This is a genomic window from Solicola agrisoli (assembly GCF_049059935.1).
GTDB lineage: Bacteria > Actinomycetota > Actinomycetes > Propionibacteriales > Nocardioidaceae > JAURVT01.
Genome location: NZ_JBMGQR010000005.1, coordinates 23,921 through 40,640 on the forward strand (window position 1 = coordinate 23,921; position 16,720 = coordinate 40,640).

Annotated in this window: 17 protein-coding genes; all 17 read right to left on the reverse strand. The window is 73.6% G+C overall.

The genetic code is table 11. The features are described 5' to 3' along the window. Window positions 1-45: 45 nt before the first annotated feature. A complete protein-coding gene (locus ACI6PP_RS03230; RefSeq protein WP_421109047.1) occupies window positions 46-378 on the reverse strand; it encodes a hypothetical protein in 333 nt (110 codons plus the stop codon). Continuing rightward, window positions 363-1,256 carry a ParA family protein gene (locus ACI6PP_RS03235; protein WP_421109049.1) on the reverse strand — a complete coding sequence of 298 codons (894 nt, stop codon included), beginning with the start codon at window positions 1,254-1,256 and terminating at the stop codon, window positions 363-365. The genes ACI6PP_RS03230 and ACI6PP_RS03235 overlap by 16 nt, the downstream gene beginning before the upstream one ends. Window positions 1,257-1,390: 134 nt before the next feature. Further along, entirely contained in the window at window positions 1,391-2,356 is a 966-nt protein-coding gene (xerD, locus tag ACI6PP_RS03240) for a site-specific tyrosine recombinase XerD (RefSeq protein ID WP_421109189.1), read from the reverse strand. Continuing rightward, window positions 2,353-3,468, reverse strand: coding sequence for an alanine dehydrogenase (gene ald / locus ACI6PP_RS03245; protein WP_421109050.1), 1,116 nt, complete (start codon window positions 3,466-3,468; stop codon window positions 2,353-2,355). The genes xerD and ald overlap by 4 nt, the downstream gene beginning before the upstream one ends. Window positions 3,469-3,687: 219 nt before the next feature. Further along, window positions 3,688-4,317, reverse strand: a complete 630-nt coding sequence (locus ACI6PP_RS03250) for an NUDIX domain-containing protein (protein WP_421109052.1) — start codon at window positions 4,315-4,317, stop codon at window positions 3,688-3,690. Beyond that, the gene (locus ACI6PP_RS03255; RefSeq protein ID WP_476712919.1) at window positions 4,314-6,002 is read right to left on the reverse strand and encodes a CTP synthase; all 1,689 of its coding nucleotides are present in this window, start codon (window positions 6,000-6,002) and stop codon (window positions 4,314-4,316) included. The genes ACI6PP_RS03250 and ACI6PP_RS03255 overlap by 4 nt, the downstream gene beginning before the upstream one ends. A 136-nt stretch (window positions 6,003-6,138) precedes the next feature. After that, a complete protein-coding gene (locus ACI6PP_RS03260; protein ID WP_421109055.1) occupies window positions 6,139-7,044 on the reverse strand; it encodes a copper transporter in 906 nt (301 codons plus the stop codon). Next, on the reverse strand, window positions 7,041-8,225 hold the full coding sequence (steA, locus tag ACI6PP_RS03265; RefSeq protein ID WP_421109056.1) for a putative cytokinetic ring protein SteA: 1,185 nt from the start codon (window positions 8,223-8,225) through the stop codon (window positions 7,041-7,043). Before steA ends, ACI6PP_RS03260 begins: the two co-directional genes overlap by 4 nt. Before the next feature lie 66 nt (window positions 8,226-8,291). Further along, window positions 8,292-10,016, reverse strand: a complete 1,725-nt coding sequence (gene recN / locus ACI6PP_RS03270) for a DNA repair protein RecN (protein ID WP_421109058.1) — start codon at window positions 10,014-10,016, stop codon at window positions 8,292-8,294. Window positions 10,017-10,020: 4 nt separating this feature from the next. Continuing rightward, entirely contained in the window at window positions 10,021-10,977 is a 957-nt protein-coding gene (locus ACI6PP_RS03275; RefSeq protein WP_421109060.1) for an NAD kinase, read from the reverse strand. Beyond that, window positions 10,974-11,801: a TlyA family RNA methyltransferase gene (locus tag ACI6PP_RS03280; protein WP_421109062.1), complete on the reverse strand. Its 828-nt coding sequence runs from the start codon at window positions 11,799-11,801 to the stop codon at window positions 10,974-10,976. Before ACI6PP_RS03280 ends, ACI6PP_RS03275 begins: the two co-directional genes overlap by 4 nt. Continuing rightward, entirely contained in the window at window positions 11,798-11,974 is a 177-nt protein-coding gene (locus ACI6PP_RS03285) for a hypothetical protein (RefSeq protein ID WP_421109063.1), read from the reverse strand. The genes ACI6PP_RS03280 and ACI6PP_RS03285 overlap by 4 nt, the downstream gene beginning before the upstream one ends. A gap of 7 nt (window positions 11,975-11,981) precedes the next feature. Next, window positions 11,982-13,031, reverse strand: a complete 1,050-nt coding sequence (locus ACI6PP_RS03290) for an HAD-IIA family hydrolase (protein ID WP_421109064.1) — start codon at window positions 13,029-13,031, stop codon at window positions 11,982-11,984. 187 nt (window positions 13,032-13,218) lie between these two features. Then, the gene (locus tag ACI6PP_RS03295) at window positions 13,219-13,623 is read right to left on the reverse strand and encodes a universal stress protein (protein ID WP_421109066.1); all 405 of its coding nucleotides are present in this window, start codon (window positions 13,621-13,623) and stop codon (window positions 13,219-13,221) included. Next, window positions 13,620-15,143: a tripartite tricarboxylate transporter permease gene (locus ACI6PP_RS03300; RefSeq protein ID WP_421109068.1), complete on the reverse strand. Its 1,524-nt coding sequence runs from the start codon at window positions 15,141-15,143 to the stop codon at window positions 13,620-13,622. The genes ACI6PP_RS03295 and ACI6PP_RS03300 overlap by 4 nt, the downstream gene beginning before the upstream one ends. Next, window positions 15,143-15,667 (reverse strand): tripartite tricarboxylate transporter TctB family protein, encoded by a 525-nt coding sequence (locus ACI6PP_RS03305; RefSeq protein ID WP_421109070.1) that lies wholly within the window; start codon window positions 15,665-15,667, stop codon window positions 15,143-15,145. The genes ACI6PP_RS03300 and ACI6PP_RS03305 overlap by 1 nt, the downstream gene beginning before the upstream one ends. Then, complete coding sequence (locus ACI6PP_RS03310) at window positions 15,664-16,662, reverse strand: Bug family tripartite tricarboxylate transporter substrate binding protein (RefSeq protein ID WP_421109072.1); 999 nt, start codon at window positions 16,660-16,662, stop codon at window positions 15,664-15,666. Before ACI6PP_RS03310 ends, ACI6PP_RS03305 begins: the two co-directional genes overlap by 4 nt. Between the last annotated feature and the right edge of the window lie 58 nt (window positions 16,663-16,720).

Here is a 16,720-nt window from a genome sequence, read left to right on the forward strand (position 1 = left end):
CGGTGACGGCGAGGTCGCCCGAGGCGTCGAGGTCGGCCACCGCGGTCACGGCTTCTGCAGGCGGCGCGCCAGCTCGCCGTCGAGCCCCTGCTCCTCGTAGTCGGCGAGCGCCATCGCGATCGCGGCACGCACCAGGCGTCCGCGGTCGACGCCCTGCCCGAGCGCGCGGCGCAGCAGCAGCCGGGTCTGCTCGATCTCCAGCAGCTCGTCGGCGGTGACGTAGACCGTCATCTTCTCGTCGTGCTTGACCCGGCCCGAGCCCACGCGGGGCTCCTCGGACGCGGCGGGCTCGGCGACGGGCGCCGGGGCGGGCGGGTCGGGGACGGCCGTGGGGCGGAACAGCTCGTCGGCCCCCGGCAGGCTCACGCGCCGGGGCACCGGGCCAGCACCTCCCTGGCGAGCTGGCGGTACGACTCCGAGCCGGCCGACGTGGTGGCGTAGGACAGGATCGGCTCGCCGGCCACGGTGGCGTCGGAGAACTTGACCGTGCGGCGGATGACCGTGTGGAACACCGCGTCGCCCCAGCCGTCGACGAGCGTCTGCAGCACCTCGCGGCCGTGCAGCGTGCGGCCGTCGTACATGGTGCCGAGCAGCCCGACGATCTGGAGGTCGAGGTTGGTGCGGTCGCGGACCTTCTCGATCGTCTCCTTGAGCAGCGCGACGCCGCGCAGCGCGAAGTACTCGCACTCGAGCGGGATGATGACGCCGTCGGCGGCCGTCAGCGCGTTGACGGCGAGCAGGCCGAGCGAGGGCTGGCAGTCGATGAGGATGACGTCGTACTCGCTGCGGGCCTGTCGCAGCACCCGGGCCAGCGTCTGCTCACGGCCCACCTCGGTGACCAGGCGCATCTCGGCGGCCGAGAGGTCGATGTTGGACGGCAGCAGGTCGACGCCGTCGGTGCGCGTCTTGAGCAGCACGTCGCCGAGGGCCACGTCGGGCTCCATCAGCAGGTGGTAGACGCTGAGCTCGAGCTCGTGGGCGTGGAACCCCAGGCCGACCGTCAGCGAGCCCTGGGGGTCGAAGTCGACGAGCAGCACCCGTCGTCCGGTCTCGGCGAGCGCGGCGCCGAGGTTGATCGTCGTCGTGGTCTTGCCGACGCCGCCCTTCTGGTTGCACAGCGCGAGGACGAGCGCGCGGTCACGGGTGGGGGCGCCCGGCTCGGGGATCACCGGCATCGGGCGGCCCGTCGGGCCCATCGCGGGCACCTGGCCGATGGGGAGCGTCCCGTCGGACGCCTCGTTCGGGAGCTGGTCCATGGGGTTCTCGTGTCTCTCGCGCGGGTCGGACGGGGTGCGCCGACGACGTCTGCGCTGTCGATTTGTCGACTCGCCGCCCGGCTGGGACCGACTGTAGACCCCGGTCCTCACCCGTCCGCGCGCGGCACGCCGCGTCAGCCCAGGGCGCGAGGGTGACTGGTCGCGTAGACCTCGCGGAGGCGCTCGATCGTGACCAGCGTGTAGACCTGCGTGGTGGTCACCGACGCGTGCCCGAGCAGCTCCTGGACGACGCGGACGTCGGCGCCGCCGTCGAGCAGGTGCGTGGCGAACGAGTGCCGCAGGGTGTGCGGCGAGACGTCGACGCCGAGCTCGGCGCGGTCGGCGGCCTGCACGAGCACCGACCAGGCGCTCTGGCGCGACAGGCGCCCGCCGCGGGCATTGAGGAACACCGCGGCGCGCTCCCTGCCCGGCTGGGCGAGGTCGCCGCGCGCACCGCCGAGGTAGCCGACGAGCGCGTCGGCGGCGTACGAGCCGAGCGGGACGACGCGCTGCTTGCTGCCCTTGCCGCGCAGCAGCACCGACCCCGACTCCAGGTCGACGTCGTCGACGTCGAGGCCCACGGCCTCCGAGATGCGGGCGCCGGTGCCGTAGAGCACCTCGAGCAGGGTGCGGTCGCGCGCGGCGAGAGCGGTGCCGGGTGCGGCGGCGGCCGTGAGGAGCGCCTCCACCTGCTCCACGCTGATCGCCTTGGGCAGCCGCTTGGCCGGCGCGGGCGGGCGCACCGACGCCGACGGGTCGACCGTCGTCAGGCCCTCGCGGAGCACGAACTTGTGGAACCCGCGAGCGGCGACCACGGTGCGCGCGGCGCTGCTGGCCCCGAGCGGCGGGTGGTCCTCGTCGCCCTCGCGCAGGTGCGCGAGGAAGTCGGTGACGTCGGCCTCGGCGACGCCGTCCGGCGACTCGATCCCCCGCGAGCGCAGGAACGAGCGGTAGCGGCGCAGGTCGCGGCGGTAGGAGCTGAGCGTGTTGGCGGCGAGCCCGCGCTCGACCCCGAGGTGCCCGAGGTAGTCCTCGACGGCCCGCCCGAGCGCGTCCGGCGTGGACGGTGGGCGGGTGGTCGTCGCGGCGGTGGACGTCAGGCGAGGATCTCCTCGGGCGTGGTCGCGGAGAGGCCGAGGGCGTCGGCGACCGGCTGGCTGGTGACCTGCCCACCATAGGTGCTCAGGCCCTTGCGGAGGCTCTCATCGGCCCGGAGCGCCGCGCGCCAGCCCTGGTTCGCGAGCTTCATCGTGTACGGCAGCGTGACGTTGGTCAGCGCGTGCGTGGAGGTGTGCGGCACGGCGCCGGGCATGTTGGCCACGCAGTAGAACACCGACTCGTGCACGCGGTAGGTCGGGTCGGCGTGCGTGGTGGGGCGGGAGTCCTCGAAGCAGCCGCCCTGGTCGATCGAGATGTCGACGAGGACGCTGCCCGGCTTCATCCGGCGCACCAGGTCGTTGCTCACCAGCGTCGGGGCCTTGGCGCCCGGCACCAGCACGGCGCCGACCACCAGGTCGGCCCCCAGCACGGCCTGCTCGAGCTGGAACGCGTTGGAGGTGACGGTCTGGATGCGTCCGCCGAACACCTGGTCGACGTGACGGAGCTTGTCGACGTCGAGGTCGAGCAGCGTGACGCGGGCGCCCATGCCGAGCGCGACGGTGGCGGCGTTGACGCCCGACACCCCGCCGCCGATGACGACGACGTCGGCCGCGTGCACCCCGGGCACGCCGCCCATGAGCACGCCGCGGCCGCCCTGGGAGCTCATCAGGTGGTAGGCGCCTGCCTGCGGGGCCAGCCGTCCGGCCACCTCGCTCATCGGCGCGAGCAGCGGGAGCGCGCCGGACGCGGTCTGCACGGTCTCGTACGCGATGCCGGTGACGTTCGCGGCGAGCAGCGCGTCGGTGCACTCGCGCGAGGCCGCCAGGTGCAGGTAGGTGAAGAGCACCTGGCCGTCGCGCATCCGGTGGAACTCCTCGGCGACCGGCTCCTTGACCTTGAGCACGAGGTCGCCGGCCGCCCAGGTGGCGTCGGCGTCGTCGGCGATCTTGGCGCCGGCGGCGCTCAGCTCGTCGTCGGTGATCGACGAGCCGGTGCCGGCGCCCGTCTCGACGGTGACCTCGTGCCCGGCCCGCACCAGCTCGTGCACGCCGGCGGGCGTGATCGCCACCCGGTACTCGTGGTTCTTGACCTCGCGGGGGACGGCGACGCGCATGGGGACTCCTGTGCTCGGTGACGGCTGTCCGTCCACCGTAGGCCGACTCTCGCCCCCTGTCGCCTGACGACCTGTCCACGTCCGTCCGGCTCGGCGGTCACTGTGTCCAGGGCGCACGGCTGTCGGTTTCCCAGGTTCACCTGGGAAACCGACGGGACCCCGGAGAACTCCCCATGGTCTCGTCGGAACACCAGGTGAACCTGGGATTCCGACGGCGGGTCAGGCGAGGCGGTGGGCGTGGGCGGCGAGGAGGCCGATCATCGTCATGCAGTCGCCGATGCGGCCCTCGAGGGCGGCGCGGACGGCGTCGTCGAAGGGCACCCACACGACGCCCATGTCGGCCTCCTCGCCCTCGCGGACGGTGCGGTCGGCGTCGGGGACGAGCGACAGGCCGCGGGCGAGGAACACCTCCCAGCGCTCGGCGGTGTAGCCGGGCGACGCGTGCGCGCGGTGCACCAGGGGCTCCCAGTGCTCGGCGACGAGGTCGGTCTCCTCGCCCAGCTCGCGCCTGGCGGCCTCGAGCGGGGACTCGCCCGGCACGTCGAGGACGCCGGCGGGCAGCTCGAGCAGCCGGTGCGCGACGGGGTGGCGGTACTGCTCGAGCAGCAGCACGCGGTCGTCGTCGTCGACCACCACGACGCCGACGGCGCCCTTGTGCTCGACCACCTGCCGGGTCAGCTCGTGGCCGTCCGGCGCCGTCACCCGGTCCTCACGCACCGACATGTACGACCCGTCGTACAACCGGCTGGACCCGGCGACGGGCCAGTGCTGCTCGCGGTCGCGCACCTGCTCGCCGGGCGCGGGGAGGAATCCCGGCAGGCTCGGGTGCGGCGCCCGGTCGGTGCTCACGCGGGAGCGTCGACGGCGGCGCGGTGACGGAACGAGCCGTCCTCGTCGACGGGCAGCCGCAGCTCACGCTGACGGTCCAGCGCCGCGCCCACCAGCCCCGCGAACAGCGGGTGCGGGCGGGTCGGACGCGACTTCAGCTCGGGGTGGGCCTGCGTGGCCACGTAGTACGGGTGCACGTCGCGGGGCAGCTCGACGTACTCCACGAGGGTGCCGTCGGGCGAGGTGCCGCTGAAGACGAGGCCCGCGTCCGCGATCTGGTCGCGGTAGGCGTTGTTGACCTCGTAGCGGTGCCGGTGGCGCTCGTCGACGTCGGTCGTGCCGTAGGCCTCGGCGACGACCGAGCCCTCCAGCAGGTGCGCCGGGTAGCGACCGAGGCGCATGGTGCCGCCGAGGTCGCCGGCTCCCTCGACGAACGCCTTCTGCTCGGCCATCGTCGCGATCACCGGGTGCGTCGTGGACGCGTCGAACTCCGTGGAGCTGGCGTCGGCGATGCCCGCGACGACGCGGGCGTACTCGATCACCATGCACTGCAGGCCGAGGCACAGGCCGAGCGTGGGGATGCCCTGCTCGCGGGCGTACGTCAGCGCGCCGAGCTTGCCCTCGATGCCCCGGATGCCGAAGCCGCCGGGCACGCAGACCGCGTCGACGTCGCCGAGCAGCTTCTGCGCACCGGCCGGGGTGGCGCAGTCGTCGGACGGCACCCAGCGCACCTGCACGCGCGAGCTGTGCGCGAAGCCGCCGGCGCGCAGCGCCTCGACCACCGAGAGGTACGCGTCGGGCAGGTCGACGTACTTGCCGACGAGCGCGACGGTGACGGTCTCGTCGGGGTCGTGCACCTCCTGCAGCAGCTCGTCCCACTGCGTCCAGTCGACGTCGCGGAACGGCAGGTGCAGGCGGCGGACGACGTACGCGTCCAGGCCCTCGGAGTGCAGCACCTTGGGGATGTCGTAGATCGACGGGGCGTCGAGCGCGGTGACGACGGCCTCGGTGTCGACGTCGCACATCAGCGAGATCTTGTTCTTGATGCTCGCGGGGATGAAGCGGTCGGAGCGGCAGACGATCGCGTCGGGCTGGATGCCGATCGAGCGCAGCGCGGCCACCGAGTGCTGGGTGGGCTTGGTCTTGAGCTCGCCCGACGGGCCGATGTACGGCACGAGCGAGACGTGCAGGAAGAACACGTTGTCGCGGCCGACGTCGTGACGCACCTGCCGCGCGGCCTCGAGGAACGGCTGGGACTCGATGTCGCCGACGGTGCCACCGATCTCGTGCAGGACGACGTCGACACCGTCGCCGCCCATCGCGAGCATCCGCTCCTTGATCTCGTTGGTGATGTGCGGGATCACCTGGACGGTGTCGCCCAGGTAGTCGCCACGGCGCTCGCGCGCGATCACCTCGGAGTACACCTGGCCGGTCGTGACGTTGGCGCGCCCCACCAGGTCGACGTCGAGGAAGCGCTCGTAGTGACCGATGTCGAGGTCGGTCTCGGCGCCGTCGTCGGTGACGAACACCTCGCCGTGCTGGAACGGGTTCATCGTCCCGGGGTCCACGTTGAGGTAGGGGTCGAGCTTCTGCATCGTCACGCTCAGGCCCCGCGACTTCAGCAGCCGTCCCAGGCTCGAGGCGGTCAGCCCCTTGCCGAGGGACGACGCGACGCCGCCGGTGACGAACAGGTGATTGGTCTGCACCGAAGCGGCCAAGGAGAGCTCCCGCGGTCGTAAGGCTTGGAGCACTCGCACGGCAACGGCGCGACCGATGATCCGGCCCTACCGAGGGCGAGTGCCCTCCACGGGATTCCAGCCTACCAACAGACCGGCGCGGACCTCAGGACCCGGTCGCTCCCGGCATGGCGCCGTCGGCGGCGTCGACCGCGCCGTACTGGCCCGCTCCGCCGTCGGACTGCTGACGCAGGGCGAGGACGGTCACGGCGGCGCCGGCGGGCGTCTCGGCGGTGTCGACCGTGGAGACGCTGGAGGCGGTGTCGCCGCCACGGACGCCGGCGACGGCGCCGTCGCCACGGGCCGAGGCGGGGTTGCCGGCCACGACGACGCCCTTGCTGGCCTCGTCCATGCCGCCGGCCAGGGCCGCGGCGACGTCGCCGGTGCCCGAGCCGTCGGGGTCGCCCGCGACGAGCACCGCGAGGGTGCCGCGCTCGGTGGGGGTCTTCTCGGCCTTGGCCAGGCCGGACTCGGTGAAGGCCGACGCGATCGTGGTGGCCGACTCGTCGACCGCGGCCGGGGTGTCGGCGTCGGTGAGGAACGCGCGCGCCAGGGCCGTGCCGACGCGTCCGTAGCTCTCGCCGCCGCTCGGCACGCCGTCGACGCCGCTGAGCGACTGGTCGGCGACGCCCTCGGCGAACTGGCGGCCCGACGGGTCGAGCAGCTTGGACGACAGCGCGACCTGCGAGGTGACCTTGCCGCCGGCGGCGGTGATGTCGCCGGTGACCTCGCGGACGGCCGAGCCGTCGGCACCGGGGAGCACGAAGACGGTGACACCGGCGCCGGAGAGCTGGTCCTTGATCAGCGCGGGCGCGACGCCGTCGGCGAAGTCGTCCTGGAACTGCCGCACCTGCTGGTCGGCGGCGGTCTGCGAGCGCGAGGCGGAGTCGTCGGCCGAGGCGAGGTCGGTGTCGAGGGCCCCGCCCAGCAGGCCGGCGCCGAGCGTGACGCCCACGGCCAGCGCGAGGAAGACCGCGACGAGGGAGACGATGTGGTACCGGAAGTCGATCACGGGAGGAGCTCCTGGATCCGGTCGACCAGCGAGGCGACGCCCGAGGTCACGGGCTCCAGCCAGTCGCTGCCGACGGGGGTGGTGGACAGGGCGAGGACGAGGGCGACGGCGGCCGCGAGGAGCAGCACCAGCAGCAGGCCCAGCCCGACCCGCGGGCGGTGGATCGTGGCGACGGCCTGGGCGTCGATCAGCTTGGAGCCGACGCGCAGCCGGGCCAGGAACGTGCTGGCCGACGACGAGCGTCCGCCGTCGAGGTACTCCACCAGGTTCGCGTGGATGCCGGCGGTGACGATGACGGTGGCGCCGCGGTCGTCGGCGAGGATCATCGCGAGGTCCTCGGCCGCTCCCCCGGCGCCGAAGCGCAGCACCTCGACGCCCAGGCGCTCGAGTCGCTCGGCGTCGGTGGTGCGTCCGGTGCGGCCGGTCTGCTCGACGACCTCGGCGCCGCAGCGCAGCACGCGGTCGGACAGGCCGTCGAGGTGGCCGACGACGACGTCCGGCTGCAGACCCGCCTCGAGCAGGACGTCGGCACCGCCCTCGACGCCCATGAGCACGGGCCTGTGCTCCTTGATGTAGTGCCGCAGCGCCCGCAGGTCGCGCGCGTGGCCGTGGCCGGCAGTGACCAGCACGACCGGACGGCCCTCGATGCGGGTGGTGAGCTCGGGCACGCCGACGCCGTCGAGGAGCAGCTCCTGCTCGCGGCGCAGGTGCTCGGACGCGTTGACGGTGAACGACTCGAGCTGGGTGGTCATGCCGGCGCGCGCGTCGGACTTGAGCGCGGCCACGCGGTGCGCGTCGAGCACGTCGCCGCTCACGCGGCTGCCGTCGGTGCGGCTGACGGTGCCCTCGTCGTCGATGACGACCTTGTCGCCCTCGGACAGGGTGCCGAAGACGCCGGCCCCCACGCGGTCGACGAGCAGGATGCCCGCGGCGGCGATCACCTCGGGGCCGAGGTTGGGGTAGCGGCCGGAGGTCGACGCGGAGGCGTTGACGACGGCGGCGACGCCGCAGCGCACCAGGGCCTCGGCGCTCTCGCGGTCGAGGTCGACGTGGTCGATCACCGCGATGTCACCGGGCTTGAGCCGTTTGGTGAGGTTCTTGGTCCGCCGGTCCATGCGCACGGTCCCGCTGGTGCCACCCGCGGCCGGCGCGGCGGGACGACGCAGGTTCGGAATCTTCATCGCCGTCACTGTGCCACGCGGGACAGGCGTGACGCGGGAGGCGCGACGGGCGTCAGCCCGGGCGTGTCAGGCGGCGCCGGCCCGGTCGACCGAGGCCATCTCGAGCAGCTCGGCGGCGTGGGCCTCGGCGGTGGCCGAGCCCTCGAGCCCGGCGAGCATCCGCGACAGCTCGGCCACGCGTCCGCCGTCGTCGAGGGCGGCGACGCCGCTGGTGGTGACGGTGCCGTCGTCGGACTTGACCACCAGGTAGTGCTGGTCGGCGAACGCCGCCACCTGCGGCAGGTGGGTCACGGCGATCACCTGGGCGTGCCGGGCCAGGCGCGCGAGGCGGCGTCCGACCTCGACGGCCGCCTTGCCACCGATGCCGGCGTCGACCTCGTCGAAGACGAACGTGGGGACGCTGGTGCGGTCGGCGACCACCACCTCCAGCGCGAGCATGACCCGCGACAGCTCTCCCCCGCTGGCGCTGCGGGCGAGCGACCGGGCGGCCGACCCGGCGTTGGCGGCGAGCAGCAGCTCGACCTTGTCGGCGCCGTCGGGCCCGAGGTCGTCGGCGCCGGGGACCTCGGGTGCCTCGACGGCGACCTCGACGCGCGCGTGCGGCATGGCCAGCGCGTCGAGCTCGTCGGACACCCGGGTGGAGAGGCTGTCGGCGCCGCGACGACGTGCGGCGGTGAGCTGCTGCGCGAGGTCGACGAGCCGGGCGAGGAGGTCGTCGCGCTCGGCCTCCAGCGCGGCGATGCGGTCGTCGTCGCCCTGCAGCTCGCCGACGCGGGCGGCGGACTCGCGCGCCCACTCCAGCACCTCGTCGAGACCGGGCCCGTACTTGCGCTGCAGGCCGGCCAGGGCGGCGCGGCGGTCCTGCACGACGGCCAGCCGGGCCGGGTCGACGTCGACCGAGCGGGCGTAGGACGACAGCTCGGCGGCGACGTCGGCGACCAGGAACCCCGCCTCGCCGAGCCGGGACGCGAGCGCGTCGAGCTCGGGGTCGTGCGCGCGGACGGCGTCGAGCTGGCTCTGCGCCGACGCGAGCAGCGACGTGACGTCGACCGCCGCCTCGCCGGTGGTGTCGTCGCCGGAGAGCAGCCCGTGCGCCCCGTCGGCGGCCAGGGCGAGGCCCTCGCCGTGGGCCAGGCGGTCCTCCTCGGCGCGGAGGTCGGCGTCCTCGCCCACCTGCGGGTCGACGGTGGCGACCTCGTCGAGACCGAAGGTGAGGCGGTCGAGCTCCTGGGCGCGCTCGCGGGCCTGGGTGACCAGCTCGGTGAGCGTGCGGGTGACCTCGGTCCAGCGGGCGTGCGCGGGCCGGTACTGCTCCAGCAGCGGCGCGACCTCGTCGCCGGCGAACGCGTCGAGCGCGCCGCGCTGGGCGGCCGGGCGGAGCAGACGGTGCTGGTCGGACTGGCCGTGGACGGCGACGAGCTCGTCGCTGATGCGTCCCAGCACCCCGGCCGGGACGGTGGCGCCGCCGACGTAGGCGCGCGAGCGACCCTCGCGCGAGACCGTGCGGCCGAGGATGACGCTGCCCTCGTCGAGCTCGCCGGCGGCGTCGTCGACGAGCTGGGCGACGCCGGGCACGTCGTCGACGCCCACCCGGGCCTCGACGCGGCTGCGTGCGTCGCCGTGGCGCACCAGCCCGGCGTCGGCGCGTCCGCCGCGCAGCAGGCCGAGCGCGGTGACGACCATGGTCTTGCCGGCGCCCGTCTCACCGGTGATGACGGTCAGACCGGGGCCGAGCTCGAGCTCGGCGTCGGCGATGACGCCCAGCGAGCTGAGCCGGATCTCCTGCCACATGGGCCTAGACCTCCTCGGGGATCGCGGCGACGGCGGCGTCGAGGGAGGCCTCGCGGCGCTCGGCGGCACCGCGCCAGCCGGCGACGGGGAGGTCGAACTTGCGGACGAGGCGGTCGGCGAACGGCGCCTGGTGCAGCCGGGCGAGGCGCACCGGCTGGTGAGAGCGCCGCACCTCGACGCGCGCGCCGGGCGGGAGGTCGAGGGTGCGGCGGCCGTCGCACCAGAGCACGCCGGTGGACGTGCCGGGGAGCACCTCGACGGCGAGCACCGAGCTCGGCGAGACCACCATCGGCCGCGCGAACAGGGCGTGGGCGCTGATCGGCACCATGAGCAGGGCCTCGACCTCGGGCCACACCACGGGGCCACCGGCGCTGAAGTTGTAGGCGGTGGAGCCGGTGGGCGTCGCGCACACGACGCCGTCGCAGCCCCAGCGCGAGACCGGGCGGTCGTCGATCTCGACGACGAGCTCGAGCATCCGCTCCCGCGCGCTCTTCTCGACCGAGGCCTCGTTGAGCGCCCAGCTGCGCTCGACGGTCTCGCCGTCGACGTTGACGCAGACGTCGATCGCGAGCCGCTCCTCGACGTCGTAGTCGCCGTCGACCACGCGGTCGACGGTGTGGCTGAGGTGGTCGACGTCGGCCTCGGCGAGGAACCCGACGTGCCCGAGGTTGACCCCGAGCAGGGGGGTGTCGTTGGGACGGGCCAGCTCGGCGCCGCGCAGGATGCTGCCGTCGCCGCCGAAGACCACGGCGAGCTCGCAGCCGGCGGACGCGCTGTCGTCGGCCTCGACGACGCGCAGCGACCCGGCGTCGTGGTGGCTGAGCCCCTCGGCGGAGTCGGCCAGGATGCGGACCTCGATGCCCGCCTCGCCCACCTGGCGGGCGAAGTCGGACGCGATGCGCGCGGCGGCCTCGCGTCCGGTGTGGACCAGCATCAGGATGGATCGGCGGGCTTCGCTCACGCGGGAGTCCTTCCGGTGTCGGGTCCGGCAGCGACGACGGCTGCGGCCTCGTCGGGGCCGGCGGTCGCCGCGTCGGTCCTGAGCCAGCAAAAGTACTCGACGTTGCCCGACGGCCCGGGCAGTGGGCTGGGGGCCAGCCCGGCGGTGCCCCACCCGAGGGCACCGGCGGCCGCGCACACGCGCTCGACGGCCTCGGCCCGCAGCCCCGGGTCGCGGACCACGCCCTTCTTGCCCAACCGCTCGCGGCCGACCTCGAACTGCGGCTTGACCATGAGCACCAGGTCGCCGCCGGGGCGCACCACCGACGTCAGCGCCGGAAGAACCACGCGCAGCGAGATGAACGACAGGTCGGACACGACGAGGTCGACCGGTCCCCCGATGGTGTCGACGTCGATCTCGCGGACGTTGGTGCGGTCGTGCACCTGGACGCGGGGGTCCTGCTGCAGCGACCAGACGAGCTGGCCGTACCCCACGTCGACCGCGACGACGCGCTCGGCGCCCCGCCGCAGCAGCACGTCGGTGAAGCCGCCGGTGGAGGCGCCGGCGTCCAAAACCCGGCGTCCCTCGACGGGGGCGAGCCCGAGCGGCTCCAGCACCTCGAGCGCGCCCAGCAGCTTGTGGGCGCCCCGCGACGCCCAGCCGGGGTCGTCGACGTCCTCGCGCACCAGCACGGCCTGGTCGGTGGAGACCCCGGTGGCGGGCTTGCTCGCGGGGGTGCCGTTGACGCTCACGCGTCCGGCGGCGATCAGCTCGGCGGCGTGGTCGCGCGAGCGGGCCATGCCGCGGCGCACCAGCTCGGCGTCGAGCCTCAGGCGTCGGGTCACGGTGCCTGCGGGGCCGGGGGCCCCTCGTCGCCCGCGTGGGTCAGGACGGCGCGCAGCTCGCCGTGGATCTGGTCGTAGACCTGCGCGTGCGCGTCGACGGGGAGGTCGGCCAGCTGCTGCAGGCTCTCCAACACCGCGTCGACGCGCGGGTCACCGGTGCTCTCGTCGCTCATGGGGCGATCATCCCAGCAACGCGGCGAGCGCGTCGTGCGCCGGGCCGAGGTCTGGGGACGAACCCGCGTCGGCCTGCGCCCAGCCCCAGGTGAGCGCGGCGCGGAGCAGGCAGGTGGCGCCGGGCGCACCCGCGGCGTCGCCCACGTCGACAGAGCCGTCCGGCGCGACGCGCACTCCCCCGCACGTGACCGAGCCGTCCTGGCCGCCGGCGACCTCGGGGTGGGCGTGCAGCAGACCGGCGAGGTCGGCCGAGACGTAGGTGGGGCGACGGACCGGGTCGGCGGCGACCGCGTCGGCGAGCGTGCTGACCCCCGTCAGGACGAACAGGCTGTCGGCGCCCACGACGTTGGCGCCCTCGATGTCGGTGTCGAGCCGGTCGCCGACCATCAGGGGGTGGCGGCCGCCGACCCGCAGGACCGTCTCGTCGAACAGCGGCGCCCGCGGCTTGCCGGCGACGTCGGGCGTGCGTCCGGTGGCGGTGGCGATGGCCGCCACGAGCGTGCCGTTGCCCGGCGCGACCCCGCGCGCGGTGGGGACGGTCATGTCGGTGTTGCTGGCGATCCAGGGCAGGCCGGACGCGACCGCGTAGGTGCCCTCGGCCAGCAGCTCCCACCCGATCGTCGGGTGGAACCCCTGGACGACGGCCGCGGGCCCGTCGTCGAGGCTGCGGGTGGACCTCAGACCGAGCTCGGCGAGCGCCGCCTCGAGCCCCTCGCCGCCGACCACCAGGACCGTGGACCCCGCCGGCACGACCTCGCTGACCATGCGCGCCGCCGCCTGCGCGGACGTGACGACGTCGCCGTCCTCGGCGGGCACGCCCAGGCCGCGCAGCTTGTGCGCCACGGCCTGCGGCGGACGCGACGCGTTGTTGGTGACGTAGGCGAGCGTGGTGCTGGCCCGCGCGACCTCGAGGGCTTCGACGGCCCCGGCGACCGCGGCCTCGCCGCGGTAGACGACCCCGTCGAGGTCGAGCATCGTCACGTCGTAGGCGTCGGCCAGCGGCCCGTCCGAGCTCTCGAGCGCGTGGACCTGGCGGGGCGACCCCGGCTGCTGCACTGCGACTCCTCGGAGAACGTGGAACGGTCCGTCGGCGTCCACCCTAGGGATGGGCGCCGACGGACCGTTCGTCGACTATCACCTGAGGTCCTGGCGCCCGGATGGCCAGGCGCGTCGGCGAAGGCGAACTGGTCTTGTTCGTCGAAGCCGACTGCAACGCAGCCAGGCGGGATGCCAGCGCCTCAGGTCAGACCGACTCGGCGCCGTCGGCCTTGACGGCGAAGACGGGGCAGGTGGCGTCGAGGATGAGGCGCTGGGCGACGCTGCCCATGAAGAGCTTCCCCACGGGGCTGCGGCGACGGAGCCCGATGACGAGCAGCGACGCGTTCACCTCCTTGGACACGTCGAGGATGCCGTCGGCGACGTCGGCGCCGACCACCTGGCGCACCTCGTGCTCGACCCCCAGCTCGGCCATCTGCGACTCCAGGGCCACCATGTGCTCGGACGTCGCGAAGGCGGTGTCGACGTAGGAGTCGCCGCGCGTGCCGTTGACCACGACCAGCTTCTCCCCTCGCAGGCCCGCCTCGGCCACGCCGTAGCTCAGTGCTGCCTTGCCGTACTCGTCGGGCGTGTAGCCCACCACGATGCTCATGCGTCGATCTTCTCTCGTTCGGCGTCCGACTGCGTGCCGGACGCGCCGCCCCGGCCCCGCATCAGGAGCGGGGCCAGCAGGATCAGGGCCAGGATGACGTACACCGCGACCGCGAGGGGCTCGCTCCACAGCGCCGAGACGTCGCCGCCAGACAGCTGCATGGCCTCGCGCAGCTTGACCTCCATCAGGGGGCCGAGGATGACGCCCAGGATCAGCGGCAGGACGGGGATCGCGAAGCGTCGCATCGCGAACCCGAGCAGGCCGAAGACCAGCAGCAGACCGATGTCGAACGCCTGCTGGTTCACCGAGTAGGCGCCCAGCGAGGCGAAGAACAGGATGCCCGCGTAGAGGTACGGCCGCGGAACCTGCAGCAGCTTGGCCCAGACCGGCGCCAGCGGGAGGTTGAGCACCAGCAGCAGGAAGTTGCCGATCAGCAGGCTGGCGAGCAGCGTCCAGACCAGGTCGCCGTTGGTGGTGAGCAGCTGCGGACCGGGCTGGATGCCGTAGCCCTGCATCGCGGCCAGCATGATCGTCGCGGTGGCCGTGACGGGCAGGCCGAGGGCGAGCAGCGGGACGAACGTGCCCGCGGCCGACGCGTTGTTGGCCGCCTCCGGACCCGCGACGCCCTCGATCGCGCCCTTGCCGAACTCACCGGAGTTGCGCGAGAGCTTGCGCTCCAGGACGTACGACAGGAACGTCGGCGTCTCGGCGCCACCGGCGGGGATCGCGCCGAACGGGAAGCCCAGCGCGGTGCCGCGCATCCACGGACCGAACGAGCGCTTCCAGTCGGCCTTGCCCATGAACGGCTGACCGACGGGGATGATCTCGGCCGGGGCCCGTCGCAGGTGCGCGGCGACCCACAGCGTCTCGCCGAGCGCGAAGATGCCCACCGCGACGACGACGATGTCCAGGCCGTCGGCCAGCAGCGGCAGGCCGAAGGTCAGGCGCGGCTGCGCCGTCGAGAGGTCGATGCCGACGATGCCGATGGCCAGGCCGATGAACAGCGCGATGAAGCCGCGCAGCTTGGACGCCCCGAGCACCGCGGTGACGAGCACCATGGCCATCACCATCACGGCGAAGTACGACGGCGCACCGAGCTTGACGGCGATGCCGGCGAGCGCCGGGGCCGCGAAGGCGACGAGCAGCGTGCCGATGGTGCCGGCGATGAACGAGCCGATGGCCGCGGTGGCGAGCGCCTGCGAGGCGCGTCCGGCCTTGGCCATCTTGTTGCCCTCGATGGCCGTCATCACCGACGACGACTCCCCCGGCGTGTTCAGCAGGATCGAGGTGGTCGAGCCGCCGTACATGCCGCCGTAGTAGATGCCGGCGAACATGATGAACGCCTGCGTGGGGCCGAGCCCGTAGGTGACGGGGAGCAGCAGCGCCACCGCCATGGCCGGGCCGATGCCCGGGAGGACGCCGACGAACGTGCCGAGGAAGACGCCGATCGCGGCGAACAGCAGGTTCATCGGGGTCAGCGCCTCGGCGAAGCCGCCGCCGAGCAGGGAGAGGGTGTCCATCAGAGCACCCCGTCCAGGACGCCGGGCGTGAGCGGGATGCCCAGCACGACGTAGAAGAAGTACCAGCTGCCGACCGACAGGACGAGGCCGACGACGAGGTCGCGCAGGATCGTCCGGCTGCCGAGCGCCCAGGCGGCCCCGGCGAACAGCAGGCCGCCGGTGATCGCCCAGCCGAGCAGGTCGACCAGGACGATGTTGGCCGCGAAGACCGCGAGCAGCCGCAGCACGGTCTGCCAGTCGGTCTTCTGGCTGAGGTCGACGTCCTCGCCGCCCTCGGCCTCGGGCTCGTCACCGCGCAGCGTCGCGACGGCCAGCAGCACGCCGAGCACGATGAGCACGGTGCCGATGCAGTACGGGAAGAACTTCGGTCCGACCGGGTCGGCGAAGCCCACGTTCAGGCGGGCGGCGTCCAACAGGACGTAGGCGCCCACGACGGCGATGCCGCCGGCGACGGCCAGCTGGCCGCGGTCGATGCCGCGGTCCTCCGGCGCGTCGGTGCGTGGTGGTGTGGTCTCGGTGCTCACAGCAGTCCCAGCTCCTCGAGGGTGGAGGACACCCGTTCGTCCTGCTCGGTCAGGAAGGCCTCGTACTCGTCGCCCGTGCGGAACCGGTCGGTCCAGCCGTTGCGCTCGAGGGCCTCGCGCCACTCCGGGGTGTCACGCATGTCGGAGAGGTAGTCGATGTACTGGTCGCGACGCTCGTCGCTGATCCCCGGAGGGGCCAGCACGCCGCGCCAGTTGGTGAAGACGAGGTCGATGCCCGACTCCTGGAGGGTGGGAACCTCGGCGAGCTCGTCGACGGGCGAGCGCTCGGCGCCCGACATCGCGAGCACGCGCAGCTCGCCCGAGGCGACCTGGCCGGCGAGCTCGCCGGGGCCGGAGAAGCCCACGTCGATCTTCTCGCCGAGCAGCCCGGACGTCAGCGGTCCGCCACCGTCGTACGTCGTGTACGAGACGTCGCGGGGGTCGATCTCGAGCGTGCTCGCCAGCTGCATCGGGAACAGGTGGTCCGGGCCGCCCGGCGACGAGCCGCCGCCGACCTTGACCGACGACGGGTCGGCCTTCCAGGCGTCGACGAAGTCCTGCACGGTGCGGAACGGGGAGTCGGCCGGGACGAAGACGCCCTCCTGCTCCTCGATCAGCTGCGCCACGGGGGTGGCGTCCTGGAGCCGGTAGTCGGCGCCGAAGGAGTACAGGGAGCCGACGACGCCGAGCCCGACCGTCATGATCGTGCTGGTGTTGCCCTCCTCGTTCATCAGGCGGGCCATGGCGACCGAGCCGCCGGCGCCGATGAGGTTGCGCACCTCGAAGCTGCCGCCGGTGATGTCGTCCTCCTCCATGATCCGCACCGCGGTGCGACCGGTGAGGTCGTAGCCGCCGCCGGGGCTGTTGGGGATGAGCATCTCGAGGTCGCGGCTCGGGTCTCCGCGGGTGACCCCGCACGCGGCGAGCGTCGTGGCCGCGACCGCGATCACGACGAGACGGGTGAGCACCCGGGTGGGTGTCCAGGCTGATGGCATGCGTTCCTCCAAGGTCGGCAGGTGCGACGATGCCCTGGTGACGTGTTCGGCGTCACGC